We start from the raw sequence: 22,831 nt of genomic DNA on the forward strand, positions 1-22,831 counted from the left end.
ATTCCCGGGGTGGCCATCCCGGGAATCGCATCCAGCCTCAGCGCCAATTAAGCATGAAACAAACAGACAATTCCTGTGCTTGTCACAGGAATCCATGCCTCAACCTATCCATTCACGACAACGGCGCAAAAGGACACCAAGCGTTTCCATCAAAAGAGGAAGCTCTCTAGTGAGCGCTTTTCCTCTCCCTTCACTGCTCGCAGTCACGCCAATAAAAAACCCCGGCGCATGGCCGGGGTTTACCGTGAAAGCGGTGGAATTCGTTCAGTCGGCGACTGCGATATTGACAGCCTTCGGGCCCTTGCCGCGACGATCCGGCTCGGTGTCGAAGGTAACTTTCTGGTTGTCGGCGAGGCCGGTGAGGCCGGAGGCCTGTACAGCGGAGATGTGGACGAAAATGTCCGGGCCGCCATTATCCGGCTTGATGAAGCCGAAGCCTTTTTCAGTGTTGAAGAATTTGACCAGGCCGGTCTGAGCCATAGGATCCGTTCCTTTTTCCTTTGGCCGCTCCCCTCTGGGAAAGCGGGTTTGGTAGAACCGCCATGCGCACCACGCCCGGCGGAGGGTATGCAGGCAGTTCTCGAAATCAGGGAAGGAGCCGATCATTGCCAGGAAAATCCCAGCCCGAAACTTATAGCGGTTCCGGCGCGCGCCGTCTTCCAGTCTTCCATTGTTCGCAAAATGCCCGAACATCAGGAGACTGATCTATGACGCGAATTTTGGCAAGCACATTTTCGTGATTCCGTTAGGTAGAAGGCTCTAATCTTACATTGTCCTGAAATCATCGTAAGCATATGGTGAGAGGATATTCTCCACTAGAGCGCCATCCGTCCAGTTGGACGGATAAAGGATGCTCCAGCACTTCGAAATGCTGCATAATTCCTTGAATCGAATCCGATTCATGGAATTATGCAGTAGAATATAATTCTACTGATTCTTTAACACTATGCAGGCGCCACCAGCGGAACGCAGGCTCGCGCAGATGCGATCCGCTTGCGCGCGGCTATCGGCGCCAATCCTGACAGCATAGATGCCGCGTTTGCCCATCGGCGAGCGGACACGGCTGACCACCGCGAGGCTCCCCTTGAGAATGGATGTGAATTGACGTCTCGTTCGCTCCCATTGGCCGACAGCCGCGGCGCGGCGGAAATTGCCCGCCACCTGAATACCCCAAGGCTTTGGCTTGATCCGCGCCATGGGAATTGTCGAAGCCTTGATAATCGGCAGCCGGCGGCACGCCTGCTCGAAGGGAAGCGCGGCATCGAGCGGCGTTGCCTCCAGTTGTGAACCGGCCGCGAAATCATCCGCCGCCTGGCCGGTAATATCCCGCACATAGCCCTCGGTTTCGAGCGGAAGAAACCCGCCGGATTTCAGCCATGAAGAAACCCGTCCGGCGCCGGCATTATATGCGGCCGCCGCCAGCCCCCAATTGCCGAAAGCCTTGCGCAGATCCTTCAGAAGCGCTGCCGATGCCGGGATAGCCTGTTCGATATCGAAAGGATCGGCGAGACCGCGCTCCCTAGCCGTATAGGGCATGAACTGGGCGATACCTTCGGCGCCAACAGGGCTGACGGCCCGGTGATCGAAGCGACTTTCCTTCCATATCAACCGGGCAAAGAAATCGCGCGGCAGGCCATGGCCATCAGCATGGGTCGCGATGAGCGCGCATATGCGGTCGACTGTGGGCGCCTGCGGTTTTTCCGGCTTTTGCAGCGATCCCGTTGCTTCAATCGAAGGCTTGGCTGCGGTGGGGGAAGGGCGAGCGGGCAGAGGATCAGCCCCTGCTCCGGTCAAACCTGCGACCTGAGTCAATGCAGGGCCAACAATAAGGGCAAGACCAACAATAAGGAAAAGTCTTTTGCGCAAATGCAAAGGTCCCATGAAGTGTATCGCTAGTTTTAGGCAGAATAAGCATGGATGCGGCAAAAAACGAAGCTGGGTTCTTGCTTGCATCGCGGCCTCACTCCTTTACCATGAAGTGGGGCAGAATCGTGGGCATTGAGGCGAGGAGATTTGTCATGACAATCATCTGTAGGAAAATGACATCCCTGGGCGCGCTCGCGGCGCTTTTGTTGACAGGGTGCGTTGGAGCAGAAGAGCGCGACCGCACGGATTCGTGGACCGGCGGCCAGACCATGTGCCCGATGATCTATGCGCCCGTCTGCGGCAAGCGCGGCGGGGTGCGGCAGACTTTCGGCAATGCCTGCCAGGCCGGTGCCAAAGGGTTCCGCGTCGTGCGCCGTGGCGGATGTGATGAGCGCCCATCTTCCGGCATTCCAAATTGGCCTCCCGTCGCCGGTATTGGGCCCGTTTTGCCGTCTCAGCTTCGCAGATCGGCGCGACCGGCATTCTGCACGGATGAATACGCGCCCGTCTGCGCGCGACGCGGCAGGTCAGTCAAGACGTTTCCAAATGCCTGCTACGCAAAGCGTGACAGCGCCCGCATCGTCGCCAACGGCCCATGCAGGTGAGGCCATTATGCCGCGTTATCAACCGGCGCAGGCATGGCGACCGGTTTTCCGAAGCGGCCTGCCTCGACGACGAGCCGAGCGAGCTTTCTTGAACTGGTACGGGCGAAGAAGAGTGGCGTGGTGCGTCATTGAACCAACCAGGCATCCTTTCTGGTGACTTCAGCATTCAGTCCCCGGCATCGTCCGGTTCGTCAAACGGGCGTATTCGCGTTTCTTCTGCTTCAGCCAATGTGAACGGTACATGCTTAATTGCCTCGACAGCAGCGCTCACATCGATTTTCATCCCCTGTCGCGCAAGGGATTGGAGAAATAGTCGCGTTGTCATGAGGTGAAGCGGAACCTGCGAGGCGCGCATGAGCTTCGGCACCTGTTGGTCCTCGTGGACCACGAGAACCGACCGGATGTCTTTCGGCTCCAGTTCTTCGATGAAATCGCGCACGGCGCGTTCTCCACCGTCGCGCTGCATCTTTTTCAGCCTCGCCAGATTTTCCTGCGTGGGCTCTCTCGCCTGTAGTGCTTTATAGGCGATCCCTTCCACCGTCTCGACACGGCGCACGGCCTCTCCGGACCGTTCTATCCATTCAAGGATTTCTTTGGCGAAGGGCTTGTCCGGGTTCCGGTGGCAAGCTTCGAGTTCTACCATATCGACGATCACGATTTGCCGGTTGGTCAGCCGTATGGCGTCAAGCAGTCCAGCCGCTGCCAGCCGCAGGAGCGGTCCCGGATCTGCGATAATAACCGGACCGCGTTGATCCAACATCGTTTTGGCTCCGTGACCGAAGTATATTGAGGATATTTACGACCTGTATAGCCGCCCTGTTTTTAGCGTTCGTGAGCGTGCGGGCCTTGGATCAATTCCGGATCGAGAACCGGCAGATGAGCGGTACTATCGTCCCGGCCGCCCCGTCTTGCCCGGTCGGCGTTTCTTGCGGGCCATCTCCACCGGGTCCTCATAGGAGCCAATCCCGGTGCGTTCGCGTCTGACGGGGGGCTCGCCATCCGGGATTTCGGTGCGGCGGACGGTCATTTCGTCGAGCGTGTTCTTGCGAAACAGGCTTTCTCCCGCCGGCACCGCATGGTCGCCGGAGGTGCCCATTTCGTCGAGGGATGGCTTGCGGAAGAGGGAAGGCTTGCCGTCGCCGCCGGTGGTTTCCTCATCGGTGACCACCCGATGCAGCTTGCGGCCGGCATTGTGCTTGCCTTTGGCTCGGCCCGTGACGGGGCTTTCCAGCTCGACTTCGCGGGCCATCGGATCGTCCGAGATGGCGAGCTCCATCTCGCGCAGGCGCTTGATTTCGTCGCGCAGGCGGGCGGCCTTTTCGAAGTCGAGATCGGCGGCGGCGTCGCGCATTTCCTTTTCGAGATATTCGAGATGCGCCTTGAGATTGTTGCCGACAAGCGCGCCTTCCTTGGCGAAGCCGGAAATATCGGCGCGGACGTGGTCGCGCTCGTAGACGGAATTGAGGATATCCGAAATATTGCTCTTGATGCTCTCCGGCGTGATGCCGTTGGCGAGGTTGTATTCGGTCTGCTTTTCGCGGCGGCGGGTGGTTTCCGCCATGGCGCGTTCCATCGACCCGGTGATGCGGTCGGCATAAAGGATGACCTTGCCGTCCACGTTACGCGCGGCGCGGCCGATGGTCTGCACCAGCGAGGTTTCGGAGCGCAGGAAGCCTTCCTTGTCGGCGTCGAGAATGGCGACGAGCGCGCATTCGGGGATGTCGAGGCCCTCGCGCAGGAGATTGATGCCGACCAGCACGTCGAAGGCGCCAAGGCGCAGATCGCGCAGGATTTCGATGCGCTCCAGCGTGTCGATGTCGGCGTGCATGTAGCGCACGCGGATGCCCTGCTCGTGCAGATATTCCGTCAAATCCTCGGCCATGCGCTTGGTCAGCACCGTCACCAAGGTGCGGTAGCCCTTGGCGGTGGTCTCGCGGATTTCGCCCAGCACGTCGTCCACCTGGGACTTGGCGGGGCGCACCTCGACCGGCGGGTCGATCAGGCCGGTGGGGCGGATGACCTGCTCGGCGAAGACGCCGCCGGCCTGTTCCATCTCCCATTTGGCCGGCGTGGCCGAAACCGCAACGGTCTGCGGGCGCATCGCGTCCCATTCCTCGAAGCGCAGCGGGCGGTTGTCCATGCAGGAGGGCAGGCGAAAGCCATATTCGGCCAGCGTCGCCTTACGGCGGAAGTCGCCGCGATACATGGCGCCGATCTGCGGGATGGTGACGTGGCTCTCATCGATGAAAACCAGCGTGTTGTCGGGGATGTATTCGAACAGCGTCGGCGGCGGATCGCCCGGCCTGCGCCCGGTGAGATAGCGCGAATAGTTCTCGATGCCGTTGCAGGAGCCGGTCGCTTCCAGCATTTCGAGGTCGAAGGTGCAGCGCTGTTCGAGACGCTGGGCTTCGAGCAGGCGTCCGGCGCGATTCAGTTCGTCGAGCCGGTGCTTCAGCTCTTCCTTGATCGATTTGATCGCCTGGTTGAGCGTCGGGCGCGGCGTGACATAGTGCGAATTGGCATAGATCTTGACCGATTTCAGGTCGCCGGTCTTCTGCCCGGTCAGCGGATCGAACTCGGTGATGGTCTCGATCTCATCGCCGAAGAGCGAGATGCGCCAGGCGCGGTCCTCCAGGTGGGCCGGGAAGATTTCGACGGTATCGCCCCGTACGCGGAAGGAGCCGCGGACGAAATTGATGTCCTGCCGCTTGTATTGCTGGGCCACGAGGTCGGCAAGAAGCTGGCGCAAATCGAGCCGGTCGCCGATCTTCATCTCGAAGGTCATGGCGGTATAGGTCTCGACCGAGCCGATACCGTAGATGCAGGAGACGGAGGCGACGATGATCACGTCGTCGCGTTCGAGCAAAGCGCGGGTGGCGGAGTGGCGCATCCGGTCGATCTGCTCGTTGATCGAGGATTCCTTCTCGATGTAGGTGTCGGAGCGCGGCACATAGGCTTCCGGCTGATAGTAATCGTAGTAGGAGACGAAATACTCCACCGCATTGTTGGGGAAGAAGCTCTTGAACTCGCCATAGAGCTGGGCGGCGAGCGTCTTGTTGTGCGCGAGGATGAGCGCCGGGCGCTGCGTTTCCTCGATCACCTTGGCCATGGTGAAGGTCTTGCCCGAGCCGGTGACGCCGAGTAGCACCTGCGTGCGGTCTTCGTTCTGTATCCCTTCCACCAGATCGCGGATGGCGGTCGGCTGGTCGCCGGAAGGCTGGAAGGGCGTCTCCATCCGGATGGCGATGCCGCCTTCGGACTTTTCCGGGCGGGCAGGACGGTGCGGCGTCCACAGCACGCCGTTCTTGAACAACGGATTGCCGGATTCGATCAAATCCGCCAGCGCCTGAACGGTGGCGGTGGCGCCGGAGGGAGAGAGACCGGTGGCGTCCTCAAGGCTGATGTCGAGACCGGCGACCGGGTTGAGACCCGCCGCCGTCCGCTCCTTGGCGGAGGCCGCGCCGCCCATGGAAGTACCGCGAGCGGTCTTGGTAGCGGCTGTGGAGCGCTCCGGTATTTTCTTCGGCTGTTTTGGTTTGGCGGTCTTCGCCTTCTCCGCCTCCGCGCCGATTTCCGCCGCCCAATCGGAGATGGACCCGGACAGGGGCGTACCCGTCAGTTCGGATTGGGGCGCTTCGCCGAACCCGCCGGTACTGTATGCGTCATCGCGCTCCGGGCGATCATATTCGTTCCGGTCGGGTGCGGATGAGTTTTTCGGTGTTGGTGCCATGGTCTCAATATATGGAGAGAGTCCGAAAAAATGAAAAGGGCGCGGCGATTCAAAACGCCTGCGCCCCTTCATCTTCTATCAGGCCCCTCCTGACAAGGTAGTGTCAGGAGACACGACGATCACTGCCCGTGCGGGCCGTCGCCCATGCGGCCCTGCCAGCCACGCCGTTCCCAGCGTCGGCCATCACGCCAGCCGTCACGGCGATCCCAACGGTCACGGCGGTCCCAGTCGCGCCGGCGATCCCAGCGGTCGCGATCACGCCAGTGCCGGCGCTCCCAGCGGTCGCGGTCACGATCGTGGTTGTTCGCAATGGCGGCGCCGATGGCGACGCCGGCGATCAGCGGAATGCCGATGGCGGCGGCGTTGGAGCCGAAATCATTGCCGGAATAGGTGGCCGAACCACCCTCGCGGATGGCGAGATAGCGCGAGGATGCCCAGCCGGTCATCCCGCCATAGTTCACCTGGCACCAGCCATAGCCGGACGTGCATCCGCCGACATTGACCCGCGAGCCATTGGGGAACATCCCTATCGCCGGATATCCCGCTCCCGGCCCGCTACGCACGTTCAAATCCGTGGTCACCAACGCATTCGCTGCCTGGGCGGCGCCGCTTGCCAGAACGCCCATCGCCAGCGCGACGCTTCTCAAGATTGATTTCATAATACCCTCCTTTTCATCCCTCGGTCGATAACGGGAGATAGCAGAGGAATGTTCCGATTGCGGCTTTTTTACTGCGTGGCGCAAGGTATGCCGCGCCAAACTAGAGACCCGTGACGCCGACGCGGTGAAGATATGTATCCAGCGCTTTTACATCGTTATCGGAGACGATTGCGCCCACATAGCCATCGGGGCGCACCAGCAGCCAATCGCCCGGAGTCAGCGCGTAGGCGTCATTGAAATGCCCGTATTCATCGAGGATGTCTCCACGCGCGCCTATCATGTGGATGCGCAGGCCCGGGCGTGGGGGCCCTATGGGACGTTCGGCTTCGTAACCGAGCAGTGTCCAATATGTCCCCTTGAATAGTTCGAACAAGCGCGCCGGCTGGCCGGCGGCGCCGCGAACTGGCGCATCGGGCGCCCGGTGGCCTGCATGAAGAGCGCCGCTTCGATCCGGATTTTCCAGCGCGAGCGGTGAGTCCGGATAGCCGAGATCGAGTTGATGCACTTCGCGACCGCGCCGCATCTCGCCGCGTTTGGCCGCCTCGAGCAATTTCGTGGCGAGACCGAGCATGGCGGCTGCTATCGGGCGGCGTTCCTGCTCGTAGCTATCGAGCAATTCGTCCGGAGCGCCGGCGGCGACCGCGGCAAGTTTCCAGCCGAGATTATAGGCATCCTGGACGCTGGTGTTGAGGCCTTGGCCACCAGTGGGTGGATGGGTATGCGCGGCATCGCCGACGAGAAACACGCGGCCGACCCGATAGCGATCCGCGAGCCTCGCATTCATGTGGAAGGCGGAAGCCCAGGACACCGACTGTACGCGGATGTCGTCGCGTCCAGTGCGTTGCGCCACGAGATCGGTCAGCCCTTTGGCGGAGAGATCGATCTCGCCTTCCAGCGGAACCGGGCCCTGAATCTGGAACAAATCAGTTCCGGCGAGCGGGCAGAACGATATCTGCCGCACCATGTCGCCTTCCGCGAAGCGATGCCATGCATCGCGGTCGAGGCCTGTCAGGACGACATCGGCGACGATGGCGCGGACGCCGAGCGTCTTGCCGGGAAAGCCGACATCGAGCGCCTGGCGCACGAAGCTACGGCCGCCGTCGGCGCCGACGAGCCAGCGAACGCGGATGCTTTCTTCTCCATCCTTGCCGGCAAGGCGAGCCGTCACGCCGTCCGCGTCCTGCTCGAAGCCGACGAGTTCGCAACCGAATTCAGGCCGGTGCCCCAGTTCGAGAAGGCGCTCGCGCATGACGGCTTCGGTCAGGAACTGCGGCGCCATCAGGGCAAGGTGATAAGGCTCCGATGGCGTCGGGTTCTTGTATTCTTCCAACTCGGAGTCGGTGAAGCTTCCGTCGCCATGATATTTCCGCTGCTTCGGATAGAGACCGCCCGCCGCGACGAGGCGGTCGAGGATGCCCAAATCCTCGAACACTTCCTGCGTGCGCGGCTGGATGCCCTTGCCGCGCGAGCCGTGGAAGGGGCCGTCCATTTTCTCGATCAGCAGGAAGGGAACACCCCGTCGCGCCAGCTCTATCGCCAGCGTCAGGCCAGCCGCTCCCGCGCCTGATATCAGCACATCTGCTGCAAATCGGTTTGTCATTTTCACCTCAATATGTGTATTGTGCACATAATAGGAGTACGGCCATGACGTCAATAAGGAACGTGCAAAATACACACATAAGTGAGCAGTTGCGCCAGCTTCACGGCGCCTTGATCGATATCGTCAGCGTCATGAACCGGCCCCAGCGCGACGAGGCGATGGTGCGGGCGGCTGGAATTGCGCTCGACCGCGCGCTGTTTCCGCTGCTGGTCGGCATCGAGCGCCTTGGGCCGATCGGCGTGGTGGAGATGGCGGATCGCGTCGGGCGCGACCATACCACCGTCAGCCGGCAGGTCGCCAAGCTTGAAAGCCTTGGTCTCATCGAGCGCAAGGGCAATGCCACCGACCGCCGGGTTCGCGAGGCGACCATCACGGCGAAGGGCAAGGCGATGACCGATCTGGTCGATGCCGCACGCGAGAAAATGGCGCGCGCGATCTTCGCCAGTTGGGATGAACGCGATTTCGAGGAGCTGGTGCGGCTGATGCGTAAGTTCGCGGATGATATGAAGAGGGATGTTTCTGGGGATGATTGATGGCGCATTGGGTTTGTTAAGATCCAGTGCGCTGACGGATTTTGCCCAGTTGACTACCGGGGCAACTCCGTCGCGGCGGTCAGGATGCGCACAGGCAAATAGAGCACCAGAGAGGCCGCTCCACGAACAACGGAGGAGCCATCGGCAAGGATGGTTTCGCCCGGTGTGGGGCCTTCGCCTTCCAGCGTGCGCTCCGTCAATCCGCCGCGTTTGACCAGCGTCATCAGGGTTGGCGAGGAGGCGAAGACGTCGTGGCCGCCGCTATCGACGTCCGAAAGATCGAGCACGGCGATGCCGTTTTTCCGCAGCATCTCGATGTCGGAGCCATCGCCGACGCGAGGGTGGCCGCCGGTGATGCGGCCGGAGACGTTGAGCGCCCTGTCCTCGCGCGAAACCAGAACGGCGAAGGGACGGGGCAATTTGCCGATATCGCGGACCTGTTCCTGAAATACGTCAACATCGACATCTGGCGCGGCGAGCATGACGCTGGTCAGCCGGTCGATTGGGGTGCGCTTGCCGGATATGGCTAGCGAGCGCAGGGCTTCCATGACCACCATCGAGCCCATGGAATGGCCGACCAGGATGATGCGCTTGGCCCTGGTCCTGCTGACGATCTCAAGCAATTCGGCAAGGCCGTCGCGGGCGAAATTGGCGCTGTCGCGGTCATAGACGTAGAGTCCCAGCGAGCCGGCGGAGGGCCAGGCATAGTGGACGGCGACCGATTTGAAGCCATAATCGTGGACGAACTGGGCCTCGCGGAACGTACTGTCGGCGAAATTGTTGTTGTAGCCGTGCACAAAGATCAGAACTTCCTGCTCGTTCGCGGGGCGGTGCTCAAGCGCCGCATCCAGCTTTTCGGCGAAGATTTTGCTGGTGTCGTAGGGCTGGAAGGCGGTGGCGGTGAAATATTTGGCCGGATTAGGCTTGCGGCCCGTCTTCTCGACGATTCCGCTCTTGTGAACAGGCGGAATGCCGACATCGACGCGCGCGAAATTGAGCGTGAGCGAGCGCTTGGCGTTATAAGGCAGGGACAGATTGTCGGAGCGCTGGCGGCTGGTGGCGACATAAACAGGCACGACGGCAACCGGCTTTTCGCCTGCGCGGACCATGCCCGCTTCGGCGGTGGGGCCGTTCCAGAGGATTGCGCGCGGACCGCCGCATCCCGCAAGGAGGAGCGCCGTCAGTAAGAGCGCGGCAAATCGCGTTGCTGTCATCAGTCCCACCAACTCCCTCACAGCCCAATTCTGGACGCGATTGCGGTGGAAACAATCAGCAATGACGCGATATCGCAACCCTGCCATGCTGGATATCCACTGGCGAATGGCGCGGGAACCTCTTATCAGCGGCGCTGGCCTGCATCATCATGTTTGGCAAAAGGCGCGATTCTATTTTTCCGAAGAGTTTTCCAGCGAAAGGACCACCAATGAAGGAAGCGAACCCCACGGGGGTGCTCACCCTGCGCACCCAGGCCATGCCCAAGGACGCCAACGCGGCGGGCGATATTTTCGGCGGCTGGGTGATGTCGCAGATGGATATCGCCGGCGCGATCCGGGCGGCGGAACGGGCGGGAGGCCGCGTGGTGACCGCCGCCGTGAACCAGATGGCCTTCGCCAAGGCGGTCAAGATCGGCGATACGCTCTGCGTCTATACCGATATCGTCCGCGTCGGGCGCACCTCGATCACGCTTCGGGTCGAAGCCTGGGCGCAGCGCTATCTGACGCTGAACATGGAACTCGTGACCCACGCCGAGTTCGTCATGGTCGCGCTGGATAAGACGGGGACGCCGACGCCGGTGCCGGAAGAGTGAGCGGTGAGGCAGTGAGCAGTGAGCGGAATGGTATCTTTCACTGCTTACTGCTTACTGCTCACCGCTCACTCACTTACACGCCCTATACCCGCTGCTCCGCCGCATAAGATCGAAGTGAAAATGGTCGGCGTGCTCGCGGTTATAGCCGGGACCGAGCACGGTGGTGAAATAGTCGCAGGCGTCGGCGCGGACGCTGTTGAGCAATCCGCGTTGACGGAAGGAGAACCAGCCCGGCTTCTGCACCTTCACCAACTTGTCGTTGTTGAGTTTGATACGGGTGACGTCGACGGCGTTGCCGCGTGAATGTTCCGACATCTTCGCGCCGCGCCGATGGTTCATGGTGCGGCAGGAATAGCCGCCGGCATTGTAGATGGTGTCGACGCCAGACAAATAGCGCAAGCGCGTCGAGGGTACGAGATCGCCCCTGACCCAGCGGGCGAAGGCTTCCGTGACGGCGCAATTGAGCTTGGCGGCGGGCTTGAAGCTGATGGAGCCGCCGGCGAAGCCCGATACCAGAATGGGGTTATCGATGCGGCACGAGCCGCCATCGTCGATGGGCGGCAGATCGGAAAAGACCACGCCAAGCCGCTTCAGGCGCAGGCGGCAGGCCGCCTCTCCCGATGATTGTGCATAGATGTTTTCGCCCGCCGCGACCGGGTTTTCGACGCGCGGCTGGAAACCGTAATCCTGGTTGTCCGCGATATCAGTCTCGACCGAGGCGGAGAGTGGCATGCCGACATCAGACTCGGGGCGGGGGATTTCGCGCGAGCAGGAGGCGGTGAGAAGCGCCGTGCATGCGGCTAACAAGGCGACAAGCCGGCGCGGATGCGCGAGGCGTAGGGACAACGCAGTACTCATGTCCGTCATTTCCATCCTGCGCCCGGAGAGGGACGCGTGCTCCATTGATGGTCAGGACGGACGATAATGGGCAAGCGTAAAGGAAGAGTCAGCGGCCCGGTTAGGGGCTGTGGCCGAAAAGCGGCATTGCTGTGAAATCATTATGGGCCTCTTGCATTCCGGGCCGTTCACAACGCAATGGCGCGCGTTGCTGTTATTCGACGAGGACGTCTCATGCGGGTGCTGTTATCCCCTTCCATTCTGCCCATCCTGATGCTGGCTGCCTCGAATGTATTCATGACATTCGCCTGGTATGGGCATCTCAAATTTCCCAAGGCGTCGCTGATCGCGGTCGTTCTCATCAGCTGGGGCATCGCGCTGGTGGAGTATTGCCTTGCGGTTCCCGCTAACCGGATCGGCCATGGAATCTATTCGACGGCGCAGCTCAAGACGATACAGGAAGTCATTACGCTCACCATCTTCGTTGCGTTCTCGGTGCTTTATCTCAAGGAGCCGCTGACGTGGCAGCATCTCGCGGGCTTCGCGCTGATCGCCTGCGGCGCGGCGCTGATCTTCAAGGCGTGATTTTTCTTTTGCCCATCATCGGGACGAGTTCGACGGCGAGCATGGCGGCGAATATCAGGGCGCAGCCGGCCATTCCAATGAGAGGCAGGCGGTCGCCCAGCAAAATTGCGCCGAAGAGGGCGGCGAAAAGCGTTTCCGACGAAAGAAAAATCGCCGCCTGCGGCGCGGCGGTGTAGCGCAGGCCGACCGTTTGCAGCGTAATGGCAACGCAGGATGCGAAAATGCCGGTGTAAAGGATTTGCGGCGCGGCTGCCATTATGGCGGGCCAGTCAATGCCTTCCAGCGCGACGCCCCAGGACAAGCCCAGCACCGCGCATACCGCGAACTGGACGAGAGACAGCGTGAACGGCCTGCCGGTGCGGCTGGCGTAGCGTGAGATGAAGAGCACCTGCAGCGCCCAGAATGTTGCGCCCAGAATGACCATCCAGTCGCCCGGCGCGAGGAAAGAGTCGAACCTTGCGCCGGAAAGCAGCCATATACCGATAAGCGCGGCAAGGGATGAGGGCCAGACGACCGGATGCGGCCAGTTGCGGAATAGGATGACGTCGGCGAACGGCACGAAAAGAACGTAAAGCCCGGTCAGAAAGCCCGCATTGGTGACCGATGTGGCCATGATGCCGAAGAGTTGGGCGGTGATGCCGCCGAACAGGAAAAGGCCGATGAGCAAAAAGAAAAAACGGTCGGAAGAGGTCAGCGGCTTTTGCGCCTGCCGTGTTTCGCGAAGCGCAAGCGGCAGCATCAGCAGCGTTGCCAGGAGAAAACGCAGACCGAGAAAGACGAGCGGGGCGATGCTCGCCATCGCCGTCGATTGCGCGACGAAGCCGAAACCCCAGATCGCGCCGGCAATAAGCAGAAGCAGATTGGCGCGGGCAGGTGACATCGTGCGGTTGCCGAGGCGGGTTGCTTACGGCCCGGCGCGGGAAAGACGGATGATAGAGGCGTCTTCACTGTCCGGCAGGAGATACACCGAACCGTCAGGGGCGACGCGGACATCGCGGATGCGGCCGAACTTGCCCTCCAGCATCCGCTCCTCGCCGGTGATCTTGCCTTTGTCGTCCCGTTCGAGGCGCACCAGCATCTCATATTTCAGCGCGCCGGCCAGAAGGTCGTTCTTCCATTCGGGGAACATCTTGCCCTCATAGACGGCGAGACCGGACGGCGCAATCGACGGGTCCCAATAATAGAGCGGCTGTTCATAGCCATCCGCCGCCGTGCCGACGCCGATCTTGGCGCCGGAATAATGCTTGCCAAAACCAATGACCGGCCAGCCGTAATTCTTGCCGGCTTCGGGCTGGTTGACCTCATCGCCGCCGCGCGGGCCGTGCTCGGTGACCAGAAGCGAATTGGTGAGCGGGTCCCAGGCCGCGCCTTGCGCGTTGCGATGCCCTTTCGACCAGATCTGCGGCAGCGCCTTGGCGCCATCGGCGAAGGGATTGTCCTTCGGGATGGAGCCATCGGCATTGATGTGCAACACGGAACCGGCGGAATCAGAAAAATCCTGCGCCCGGTCCATGTCGCCGCGCTCGCCGAAGGTGACGAAAAGCGTGCCATTGGGCGCAACCACGATGCGCGAGCCGAAATGCTGGCCGCGCGAGGTCTTCTTCTTCGTCGAAAACAGGGTTTTCACATCGGTGAGACGGGCTTTTCCGCCATCCCGTTCGAGATGCGCGCGAGCAATCGCCGTGCCAGCCCCGCCATCGCCCGGCTCGGAATAGGTGAAATAGATCGCGCCGCTTGTTTTGAAATCCGGCGCGAGCGCGACGTCGAGCAGACCGCCCTGCCCGTTGTCCCAGACCTTCGGCACGCCGGATACCGGCTCCGAAAGCTTGCCATCACGGACGATGCGCATAGTTCCGGCCTTTTCGGTCACCAGCAGCGCGCCATCGGGGAGAAAAGCGAGGCTCCAGGGTGAGGCGAGGCCGGTCGCCACCGGCTCAGCCTTGATGCGGACCTTTTGGGTCGCGAATTCCTCCGCTCCGGCTGGGGCGACAAGGCCGATGACGGCGACGGCGCAGAGCGCGGAAAGGATAATCGTGGTTCGGTTCGTCATATTCTCGAATGTAGCGGCTAATTGGCCCGCATCAAGTCCCCGCTTTTGTAAAAGACAATCATGCCGTGTGATTTTTTCTTCGTGAAATCGTCGTGATCGGTGCTATATTATATGCACGAATGATTTGGACGGTTCCGAGGTTTTGCTTCGGGGGCCGTTTTCTTTTTGTGTCCCGATGCCGTTTTAGCGGGCATAGGCAGAGGAAAGGAAGTTGAGCATGGAAAAGTTTCCGATGACTCCGGGCGGTTTCGAAAAGCTCAAGGAAGAGCTTCGCTGGCGTCAGCAGGCGGAACGGCCGCGCATCATCGAAGCGATCGCCGAGGCGCGCGCGCATGGCGATCTCTCCGAAAACGCGGAATATCATGCCGCGAAGGAAGCGCAGAGCCACAATGAGGGCCGCATCAGCGAGCTTGAGGATTATATCGGTCGCGCGGAGGTGATCGACATCTCCAAGCTCTCGGGCGACAAGATCAAGTTTGGCGCCACGGTGACCATGATCGATGAGGATACGGAAGAGGAAAAGGTCTACCAGATCGTCGGCGACCAGGAAGCTGATGTGAAGCAGGGCCGCATCTCCATTTCCTCACCCATCGCGCGGGCGCTGATCGGCAAGAGCGAGGGCGACACGATCGAGGTCAACGCTCCCGGCGGCTCGCGCTCTTACGAGATCATCGGCTTGAGGTATTCGTAGGCGAGAGGGCGAGTGGCTATTCCGGGATTGTTTTAATGGAAGCGCCAGATACCCCCCTCTGGCCTGCCGGCCATCTCCCCCTCAAGGGGGGAGATTGGCTGACATGGCTCACGGTTGCCGTTCCACAGCGTATGCGATTGGTACCGAACGCATATGAAGGAGCAATCTCCCCCCTTGAGGGGGAGATGCCCGGCAGGGCAGAGGGGGGTACTGTTCCGCGACATTCCAGGAAGCTTCCCCGTGCCTGAGCCGATAGGCGACATCGAGATCGTCGCGCCCAATTTCAAGCGTCAGCTTTCGGGCGTGACCTCGACCATCGTACAGCTTATTCCGTTGCAGCGTCGGCTGGGCCTCAGGATAGCCACGCTGGGCCCCGGCCTGCCGGCTGGGCTGCCGAAGATCAGCTGGCTTTCGCTCCTCCGTTTGTGGGGAAGACCGAAGCGGCGCGATGTTCGCCTTTGGCATGCGCGACGCAACAACGAGATGATTGCCGGTGTTCTCATGCGCGACGCGCTGCGCATACCGCTTCGCCTCGTCTTCACCTCCGCCGCGCAGCGCAACCACAAGCCGTTCACCAAATGGCTGATCCGCCACATGGATGCGGTGATCGCGACCAGCGCGCGTTCCGGCAGCTATCTGGAAATGCCGCACACGGTCATTATGCATGGCGTCGATATCGGGCGGTTTCATCCGGCTGAGACGGCGGAGGATGAATTTGCGGCGACCGGGCTGCCGGGGCGCTATGCCATCGGCTGTTTCGGGCGGGTGCGTCACCAGAAGGGCACGGATCTCTTCGTCGACGCGATGATTGCGCTTCTGCCTGATTATCCGGACTGGACGGCGATCATCGCCGGTCGCACCACTGCCGAGCACAAGGCGTTCGAGGATGAGCTCAAGGTGCGCATAGCGGCAGCCGGGCTGCAGGACCGTATCCTGTTTTTGGGCGAAGTGCCTGACATCAAAATCTGGTACCGGCGGCTTTCGCTTTATGTCGCGCCGTCACGCAACGAAGGCTTCGGCCTGACACCGCTGGAGGCGATGGCTTCGCGCACCGCGGTGATTGCGAGCGATGCCGGGGCTTATGCCGAGATGATCGAGCCGGGTACAGGCACAGTCGTGCCGGCCGGCGACGGCGCGGCGCTGCGCGAGGCGATCCGCCCCTATCTCGCCGATCCCATGCTTGCCGCAACGCACGGGGACAATGCCCTTGTCCATGTGCGGAAGAATTTTCCGCTGGAGAAAGAGGCGGGGGCGATTGGGGCGGTTTATGAGCGGGTGTTCAGGAAGAGCAGTAGGGCAGTAGGGCAGTAGGGCAGTATGTTGCGAACATATTGCCTTACTGCCTTATTCCTCTACTGCCCTAAATCAGCATCAGTGCCTCGTCCTTGACCGGGCGAATTGTCAGTGCTGTGCGTACGGAATCGACGTTGGGCGTCGCCGTCAGTTCCTCGATGACGAAAGTCTGGAAGGTGTTGATATCAGGGGCGACGCAATGGAGCAGGAAATCCGACTCGCCTGAAACCATCCAGGCGCGGCGCACGAGCGGCCAATGCTTGGTCTTTTCCGCGAATGCCTTCAAGTCCGCGTCCGCCTGCCGATGCAGCCCGACCGAGCAGAAGGCGACGAGATCCTGTCCCAGCGCCGAGCCGTTCAAAATGGCGCGATAGCCTCTGATAACGCCGCTTTCCTCCAGCTTGCGGACCCGGCGCAGGCAGGGCGGAGCGGATATGCCGACGCGGTCGGCCAACTCGACATTGGTGATGCGCCCATCATTTTGTAATTCCCGCAGAATTTTCCAATCGATGTCGTCGAGATCGGCCTTGATCGGCATGGCTAGCTCCGGGGGAGGGTTTCAACTGCGCAATGATCTTGCGTTTATGGGTAATAATAATATCCGATTCCCGGTCAGCTGCAACCGGATGTTGCCCTTTTCCTCGAGTTTAGCCGCATACTCTTGTCCACAAGGTCTGCAATTTTTGGGAATCGTGCTCCAGGATTATAGCCTGTGGCTAAACTCCGCAAAAAACTGTGGAAACCTTGCAAAATAGCCATAGGAAACATTACTTTGACGGGAACAGCAGCAATGTCCACGGACGTTGCGATGCTTTATCGTGCCCGGAGAGGATTCGCCCCATGTCACAGCGCCACGCGCCCGTTCTCATCATCGGTTCCGGCCCGGCGGGCTATACGGCGGCGATCTATGCGGCGCGGGCCATGCTGAAGCCTGTCATCGTGGCGGGCCTTCAACAGGGCGGCCAGTTGATGATCACCACGGATGTGGAGAATTATCCGGGCTATGCCGACCCCGTGCAGGGACCGTGGATGATGGAGCAGATGGCCAAGCAGGCGGAAAATGTCGGCACCGAAATCGTGCAGGACATTATCGTCGAGGCGGACGTCTCCGTCAGGCCATTCCGCCTCAAGGGCGATTCCGGCACGGTGTATACGTGCGATGCGCTGATCATCGCCACCGGTGCGCAGGCCAAATGGCTGGGTCTCCCGAGCGAGCAGATATTCATGGGCGGTGGTGTTTCGGCCTGCGCCACCTGCGACGGGTTCTTCTATCGCGGGCGTGACGTGGTGGTGGTGGGCGGCGGCAATACGGCTGTCGAGGAAGCGCTCTATCTTTCGCATCTGGCGAAGTCGGTCACGGTCATTCACCGCCGCGATGGCTTCCGCGCCGAAAAGATTTTGCAGGACCGGCTGCTTTCCAAGCCGAATGTTCGCATTATCTGGGACAGCATGGTGGAGGAAATCCTGGGAACGCAGGCAAAGCCGCCCATGGGCCCGGTCGTTACCGGCGTACGGCTGAAGAATGTCAAGACGGGGCTTACCGCCGAGCTTTCGACCGATGGTGTCTTTGTAGCCATCGGCCATGCACCCTCGACGGCGCTTTTCGAGGGCAAGTTGAAGCAGAAACCAAATGGTTATCTGTGGACGGCGCCGGATTCGACGGCTACCGATGTGCCGGGTGTCTTTGCTGCCGGCGATGTCACCGATGATGTGTTCCGCCAGGCCGTGACGGCGGCGGGCATGGGCTGCATGGCCGCGCTTGAAGCCGAACGCTGGTTGGCGGCGCAGGAGCCGATCCGTCAGGCCGCCGAGTAGCCAGGAATTTTGTTTTTGTGCATAGTCCTGTCTAAAGACGGGATTATGCTTTAGTTTTCACGCATGATCTTGGTTCAGGATCGTGCTTAGAGGTTGGCGCACGATCTTATCCAAAAAGTCTGCAACTTTTCGGGATCATGCTAAGGGACGGAAAATTGGTTGCACCGCTGGACTGGGACAAGCTGCGCATATTTCATGCCGCTGCGGAGGCTGGATCGTTCACCCATGCCGCGCAGACATTGCATCTCTCGCAATCGGCCATCTCGCGGCAGGTGAGCGCGCTTGAGCAGGATGTGGGTGTGCCGCTGTTTCAGCGCCATGCGCGCGGGCTGATCCTGACCGAGCAAGGCGAGATGCTCTACCGCACGGCGCATGATGTGCTGATGAAGCTGGAGAATGTTCGCTCGAAGCTTGCCGAAAGCAGGGAGAAGCCTTCTGGACGGCTGCGGGTGACCACGACGGTGGGCCTTGGTTCCGGCTGGCTGGTCGAACGGGTGCAGGAGTTCATAGAACTTTATCCGGATGTCCGCCTGCAGCTCATCCTCGATAATGAGGAGCTGGACCTCACCATGCGACATGCGGATTGCGCCATCCGCCTGCGTCAGCCGCAGCAGCCGGACTTGATCCAGCGGCGGCTGTTTACCGTGCACATGCATGTCTATGCCGCAGCCGCCTATATCGCCAGGCATGGCAAACTGACTTCAGTCGACGAGATCGATGAGCATCGCATCGTCACCTTCGGCGAGCCGGCGCCGAGCTATCTGACCGGACTCAACTGGCTGGAAGTGGCAGGCCGCGATGATGGCAATCCGCGCATTCCCACGCTTCAGGTCAACAATCTGCTCTCCATCAAGCGCGCTGCGCAACGCAGCGTCGGCATCGCCGTGTTGCCGGACTATATGGTCGACAAGGAATCCGGCCTTGTTCGGCTTCTTCCCGATATGGAGGAGATACCATCCTTCGATACGTTCTTCTGCTATCCGGAAGCGCTGAAGAATTCGGCGAAGCTCCATGCCTTCCGCGACTTTCTGTTTTCCAAGGCGCGGACCTGGGCTTATTGATTGCGGCTCAGTTGCTCACAAATCGAGCAGTCTGGCTTATTCATCATCAGCGCTTTGCCCAATTTAACGGTGTAATGCATGGCGGCAAGGCAATAAAATACGAACGGCAGACGAGGATTTTTATCTGCTGCAGAGCGAGTGTTCCTGTTTGTTTTGTCTAATAGGTTGAAATAAAAGAGGAATTTTGCCTCTTTAGGCTATGCGCCTCACGCATGGCTGCATTGCGATTTCGCAGGGTTGCATTAAAAGGGTGGGGGGCGCATATGCAGGACATCTTAAGTGATGCGTCTCCTCCTCCCATTTGCGCATCCTTGAGTGTTCCCCTCTGGAGGTTTTGCTGGAAACGGCACCTTCACAACTGTAAAGCCGGACTTTTGTCCGGCTTTTTTTTGTCTTTTTGCAAAGCCCGCCATCGCGAACCAAAAAAAGGGGCCTTACGGCCCCTCTGTCTCAAGTTGTCCTTGTTTTAGCGCAGCGAGGCGCAGAAGCGCTGGATGCGGGAGCAGGCTTCTTCCAGAAGCGCTTCCGAGGTGGCGTAGGAAATGCGGAAGTTGGGGCCAAGGCCGAAAGCCGAGCCCTGCACCACCGCCACGCCTTCCGCTTCCAGAAGCTCGGTGACGAAATCTTCGTCGGTCTCGATAACCTTGCCCGAAGGAGCCGTCTTGCCGATCAGTCCGGCGCAGGACGGATAGACGTAGAAAGCGCCTTCCGGCATCGGGCAGACGATGCCTTTGGCCTGGTTGAGCATGGAGACGACCAGATCGCGGCGGCCCTGGAAGATTTTCTTGTTCTGCGGAATGAAATCCTGCGGGCCGTTGAGCGCCTCGACTGCCGCCCATTGCGCGATGGTGCAGGCGCCCGAGGTTTGCTGGCCCTGGATCATGTCCATCGCCTTGATGAGCTGCAGCGGGCCGGCGGCATAGCCGATGCGCCAGCCGGTCATGGCATAGGCCTTGGACACGCCATTCATGGTGAGCGTGCGGTCATAAAGCGACGGCTCGACCTGCGCCGGCGTGGTGAAGACGAAATCGCCATAGACCAGATGCTCATACATGTCGTCGGTGAGTATCCAGACATGCGGATGGCGCACCAGCACGTCGGTCAACGCCTTCAGTTCGCTCTCGGTATAGGCCGCGCCGGTCGGGTTCGACGGCGAGTTGAAGACCAGCCATTTCGTCTTCGGGGTGATTGCCTTTTCCAGATCCTCGGCCGTCAGCTTGAAATTGTCTTCCTGCCGGGTGTTGACGAAGACGGGGGTGCCCCCGCAAATCGCCACCATTTCGGGGTAGCTGACCCAATAAGGGGCGGGGATCACCACCTCATCGCCGGGGTTCAGCGTGGCCATGAAAGCGTTGAACAGGATCTGCTTGCCGCCTGTGCCGACGATGGTCTGCTCCGGCTTGTAGTCGAGGCCGTTCTCGCGTTTGAACTTGGCGGCGATCGCCTGGCGCAGTTCGGGGATGCCGGAAACGGGCGGATACTTTGTCTCGCCGCGCTCGATGGCGGCGATGGCCGCCTTCTTGATATTGTCAGGCGTATCGAAATCCGGCTCGCCCGCGCCAAGGCCGATGACATCCTTGCCTTTCGCCTTCAGCTCGCGTGCTTTCTGGCTGACCGCGATGGTGGCGGAAGGCTTTACGCGGGAAAGGGCGTCGGCGAGGAATGCCATGGTTCATTCTCCTGGATGGCGGTAAGTTTTTGGTTTGGCCGCATGATCTTATCCGAAAAGTCTACAACTTTTCGGGATCATGCTTTAGCCGCATGATTTCGCGGGATTTTCTATGTCGCAATATGGGGCGAATCGCAAGAAAAGCTTTGGTTTTCGGTTTCACAACCCGGCGATTTGAGATCAGGTGTTGCCGCGAAGGGCGGAACCATCAGCAATCATTGACGAACAGTTCAGCCAAACTGATTGGACGGTAAAAGGTTGGCGTGCCAATTCTGGCGGGAAACTGGAGAACCGACCGAATGCCTGTCCTTTATTCACAACTCGATTCAGGAAATTGCTACAAGCCGCGGCTTTTGATGGCGAAGCTTGGAATGTCTTTTCGCCATGTGAGCGTATCCTCACTCGACGGCTCGACGCGTACGCCGGATTATCTTGCCAAAAACCCGAACGGCAAGGTGCCGCTGCTTGAGCTCGACGATGGGCGATTCCTAGCCGAATCCAACGCCATTCTGCTGCATCTGGCCGAAGGCACGCAGTTTTTGCCTGATGATGCCTATGCAAGGGCGCTCGCTTATCAATGGCTGTTTTTCGAGCAGTATAGCCATGAGCCCTATATCGCTGTGCGGCGTTCGCTGATGATTTATCCCGAGCGCGCAAAGCTGGCGACGCCGGAAAGGCTAAGCTCCACGCTTGAAGGGGGCGACAAGGCGCTGGGCGTCATGGAAGCGCAATTGCAGAAGACGCCATTCCTGGCGGGCGAGGCGCTCAGCGTCGCTGATATCGCGCTTTATGCCTATACGCACGATGCGGATCGCGGCGGCTTCGACCTCAAGCGTTATCCCGCCGTGTCAGCGTGGCTCGATCGCGTCGCTGCCGATCCGGGGCACGTGCCGATTGAGTGGCTGCCGCAGTGACGTTCAAGGCTGTCAAGCCGCCAAAATAGGTGATTCGGCTCGAACATTCCCAGCTCCAAATAGGAGCTGTTGTTCGGGCCGGTCGGCGTCCGTTTTCCCGGACATAAGCCCCTTTATTACGCTTTCGGAAAGGGATTCAAGTTGCCCATTAAGGGTAATTTGCCCACTTAGAGAAAAATACTTCAATAAAATCAATATAGATATAAGCTTTTCTTCTCTCTTATTGTAGAACATGGATGTGTACATTTGTGCGCTCTTAATTATTTCCTCCGCCTCTGCCGGGTTATCGTTGTAATAACTTATCTTCTCTTCCAAATCTGAGATGTCATCATTCAAAAGAACAAAATGGAAGCCAGGTACTAACAAGCCTTCCATAAACCAGGTTTCATATACGCATTTCGGCATCATGCAGAGTGAATTGCTTGACATTATCCATTTCAAATTTGTAGCTACATCATTTCCTTCCACGGAAACTATGTATTTATATCCAAGCTGTTGCTCCATAGACAGCCAAGGCTTCATAAGCTCCGGAAGCTCCCCATTTACCAATCCGATGTCGCAGAGGGGGCTGTCGTGATATAATTTAGCAAGGTTCACTCGTTTTATATTGTTGCTGCGTCCTCTCCAGACGGCCATATTCTTCTTTGCGCGAAAGCTAAGCGTATCTTTCGCTTCCTTGAAATGTCTCACCTTATTCAAATTCATAATGACGGAATTTGGATTATTTCCATCTATCGGTCTGCTTTTGACAATTGATGGCTCGTCAGGAATTGTTATTACATCGCCAAAGACATAGGAAATCCTGATGTCTGGCTGAAAGTACCGAGCATATTGCTTTAAATCGTAATAATATAGGCTTTTATTCTTGTCGATATTATTGATGGTTGCACTATTCAAGCTGAATTCATTATTCAATTTGTTATAGTAATTCACCCTGTAAAGCAGTGATTCAATTTCATTGCTGCTGTAGTCGTCTAATGTCCTGGAAAGTTTTTCATAAAATATTGATTGAGGTATATTGTCAGTAATGAAATTTTTTATATAGTATAGCGCGCGAACCGACATTTTTATTCATCCCCCACCCCTCTAGCCCTTCATCACAAGGCGCGAGGGAAT

Annotated in this window: 22 protein-coding genes; 9 read left to right on the plus strand and 13 right to left on the minus strand. The window is 59.4% G+C overall.

The genetic code is table 11. The annotated features are described in order from the left end of the window. Nucleotides 1-264: 264 nt before the first annotated feature. A complete protein-coding gene (locus C7477_RS15735) occupies nt 265-480 on the minus strand; it encodes a cold-shock protein (protein WP_110753978.1) in 216 nt (71 codons plus the stop codon). Nucleotides 481-927: 447 nt separating this feature from the next. Next, a complete protein-coding gene (locus C7477_RS15740; RefSeq protein ID WP_425373584.1) occupies nt 928-1,731 on the minus strand; it encodes an SPOR domain-containing protein in 804 nt (267 codons plus the stop codon). Nucleotides 1,732-2,018: 287 nt separating this feature from the next. Between C7477_RS15740 and C7477_RS15745 the strand changes: the two genes are divergently transcribed. Further along, on the plus strand, nt 2,019-2,471 hold the full coding sequence (locus C7477_RS15745; RefSeq protein ID WP_110753878.1) for a Kazal-type serine protease inhibitor family protein: 453 nt from the start codon (nt 2,019-2,021) through the stop codon (nt 2,469-2,471). A gap of 166 nt (nt 2,472-2,637) precedes the next feature. Here the strand turns inward: C7477_RS15745 and C7477_RS15750 are convergent, their stop codons facing one another. The 4 genes from C7477_RS15750 to C7477_RS15765 all read right to left on the minus strand — a co-directional run bounded on the left by C7477_RS15750 (nt 2,638) and on the right by C7477_RS15765 (nt 8,460). Further along, nucleotides 2,638-3,231 carry a hypothetical protein gene (locus C7477_RS15750; protein ID WP_110753880.1) on the minus strand — a complete coding sequence of 198 codons (594 nt, stop codon included), beginning with the start codon at nt 3,229-3,231 and terminating at the stop codon, nt 2,638-2,640. A 126-nt stretch (nt 3,232-3,357) separates the two neighbouring features. Beyond that, the gene (gene uvrB, locus C7477_RS15755; protein WP_110753980.1) at nt 3,358-6,201 is read right to left on the minus strand and encodes an excinuclease ABC subunit UvrB; all 2,844 of its coding nucleotides are present in this window, start codon (nt 6,199-6,201) and stop codon (nt 3,358-3,360) included. A gap of 119 nt (nt 6,202-6,320) precedes the next feature. Next, complete coding sequence (locus C7477_RS15760; RefSeq protein ID WP_110753882.1) at nt 6,321-6,860, minus strand: SH3 domain-containing protein; 540 nt, start codon at nt 6,858-6,860, stop codon at nt 6,321-6,323. A gap of 100 nt (nt 6,861-6,960) precedes the next feature. Beyond that, on the minus strand, nt 6,961-8,460 hold the full coding sequence (locus C7477_RS15765; RefSeq protein WP_110753883.1) for an FAD-dependent oxidoreductase: 1,500 nt from the start codon (nt 8,458-8,460) through the stop codon (nt 6,961-6,963). 44 nt (nt 8,461-8,504) lie between these two features. On the opposite strand from C7477_RS15765, the gene C7477_RS15770 reads away from it, so the two are divergent. Next, the gene (locus tag C7477_RS15770) at nt 8,505-8,993 is read left to right on the plus strand and encodes a MarR family winged helix-turn-helix transcriptional regulator (protein ID WP_110753885.1); all 489 of its coding nucleotides are present in this window, start codon (nt 8,505-8,507) and stop codon (nt 8,991-8,993) included. A gap of 53 nt (nt 8,994-9,046) precedes the next feature. Here C7477_RS15770 and C7477_RS15775 read toward each other — a convergent pair whose 3' ends face one another. Then, entirely contained in the window at nt 9,047-10,207 is a 1,161-nt protein-coding gene (locus tag C7477_RS15775; protein WP_110753887.1) for an alpha/beta hydrolase, read from the minus strand. 209 nt (nt 10,208-10,416) lie between these two features. On the opposite strand from C7477_RS15775, the gene C7477_RS15780 reads away from it, so the two are divergent. After that, nucleotides 10,417-10,800, plus strand: a complete 384-nt coding sequence (locus C7477_RS15780; RefSeq protein ID WP_110753889.1) for an acyl-CoA thioesterase — start codon at nt 10,417-10,419, stop codon at nt 10,798-10,800. Nucleotides 10,801-10,869: 69 nt separating this feature from the next. Here C7477_RS15780 and C7477_RS15785 read toward each other — a convergent pair whose 3' ends face one another. Then, the gene (locus C7477_RS15785) at nt 10,870-11,658 is read right to left on the minus strand and encodes an extensin family protein (protein WP_110753982.1); all 789 of its coding nucleotides are present in this window, start codon (nt 11,656-11,658) and stop codon (nt 10,870-10,872) included. A 213-nt stretch (nt 11,659-11,871) separates the two neighbouring features. Between C7477_RS15785 and C7477_RS15790 the strand changes: the two genes are divergently transcribed. After that, nucleotides 11,872-12,222 (plus strand): DMT family protein, encoded by a 351-nt coding sequence (locus tag C7477_RS15790; protein ID WP_110753891.1) that lies wholly within the window; start codon nt 11,872-11,874, stop codon nt 12,220-12,222. Here the strand turns inward: C7477_RS15790 and C7477_RS15795 are convergent. Together C7477_RS15795 and C7477_RS15800 are read right to left on the minus strand one after the other, a co-directional pair. Then, entirely contained in the window at nt 12,212-13,102 is an 891-nt protein-coding gene (locus tag C7477_RS15795; RefSeq protein ID WP_110753893.1) for a DMT family transporter, read from the minus strand. The genes C7477_RS15790 and C7477_RS15795 overlap by 11 nt on opposite strands. Nucleotides 13,103-13,126: 24 nt before the next feature. Next, a complete protein-coding gene (locus tag C7477_RS15800; RefSeq protein WP_110753895.1) occupies nt 13,127-14,272 on the minus strand; it encodes a PQQ-dependent sugar dehydrogenase in 1,146 nt (381 codons plus the stop codon). 217 nt (nt 14,273-14,489) lie between these two features. Between C7477_RS15800 and greA the strand changes: the two genes are divergently transcribed. Both greA and C7477_RS15815 read left to right on the plus strand, forming a co-directional pair. Further along, nucleotides 14,490-14,963, plus strand: coding sequence for a transcription elongation factor GreA (greA, locus tag C7477_RS15805; protein WP_110753897.1), 474 nt, complete (start codon nt 14,490-14,492; stop codon nt 14,961-14,963). Nucleotides 14,964-15,203: 240 nt separating this feature from the next. Beyond that, nucleotides 15,204-16,274: a glycosyltransferase family 4 protein gene (locus tag C7477_RS15815; protein WP_245411866.1), complete on the plus strand. Its 1,071-nt coding sequence runs from the start codon at nt 15,204-15,206 to the stop codon at nt 16,272-16,274. A gap of 49 nt (nt 16,275-16,323) precedes the next feature. Here the strand turns inward: C7477_RS15815 and C7477_RS15820 are convergent, their stop codons facing one another. Next, on the minus strand, nt 16,324-16,794 hold the full coding sequence (locus C7477_RS15820) for an Lrp/AsnC family transcriptional regulator (protein WP_110753899.1): 471 nt from the start codon (nt 16,792-16,794) through the stop codon (nt 16,324-16,326). A 302-nt stretch (nt 16,795-17,096) separates the two neighbouring features. Between C7477_RS15820 and trxB the strand changes: the two genes are divergently transcribed. Continuing rightward, nucleotides 17,097-18,071 (plus strand): thioredoxin-disulfide reductase, encoded by a 975-nt coding sequence (trxB, locus tag C7477_RS15825; RefSeq protein WP_110753901.1) that lies wholly within the window; start codon nt 17,097-17,099, stop codon nt 18,069-18,071. A 155-nt stretch (nt 18,072-18,226) separates the two neighbouring features. Next, nucleotides 18,227-19,132, plus strand: a complete 906-nt coding sequence (locus C7477_RS15830; protein WP_110753903.1) for a LysR family transcriptional regulator — start codon at nt 18,227-18,229, stop codon at nt 19,130-19,132. 466 nt (nt 19,133-19,598) lie between these two features. Here C7477_RS15830 and C7477_RS15835 read toward each other — a convergent pair whose 3' ends face one another. Further along, nucleotides 19,599-20,801 carry a pyridoxal phosphate-dependent aminotransferase gene (locus tag C7477_RS15835; protein ID WP_110753904.1) on the minus strand — a complete coding sequence of 401 codons (1,203 nt, stop codon included), beginning with the start codon at nt 20,799-20,801 and terminating at the stop codon, nt 19,599-19,601. A 299-nt stretch (nt 20,802-21,100) separates the two neighbouring features. Here C7477_RS15835 and C7477_RS15840 point away from each other — a divergent pair, with 299 nt between their 5' ends. Further along, nucleotides 21,101-21,715: a glutathione S-transferase family protein gene (locus tag C7477_RS15840; protein ID WP_110753906.1), complete on the plus strand. Its 615-nt coding sequence runs from the start codon at nt 21,101-21,103 to the stop codon at nt 21,713-21,715. A gap of 12 nt (nt 21,716-21,727) precedes the next feature. Here the strand turns inward: C7477_RS15840 and C7477_RS15845 are convergent, their stop codons facing one another. Beyond that, on the minus strand, nt 21,728-22,780 hold the full coding sequence (locus tag C7477_RS15845) for a glycosyl transferase family 90 (RefSeq protein ID WP_110753908.1): 1,053 nt from the start codon (nt 22,778-22,780) through the stop codon (nt 21,728-21,730). Nucleotides 22,781-22,831: the final 51 nt, after the last annotated feature.

Origin of the sequence: Paramesorhizobium leguminum (assembly GCF_003217235.1) — a bacterium.
GTDB lineage: Bacteria > Pseudomonadota > Alphaproteobacteria > Rhizobiales > Rhizobiaceae > Paramesorhizobium > Paramesorhizobium leguminum.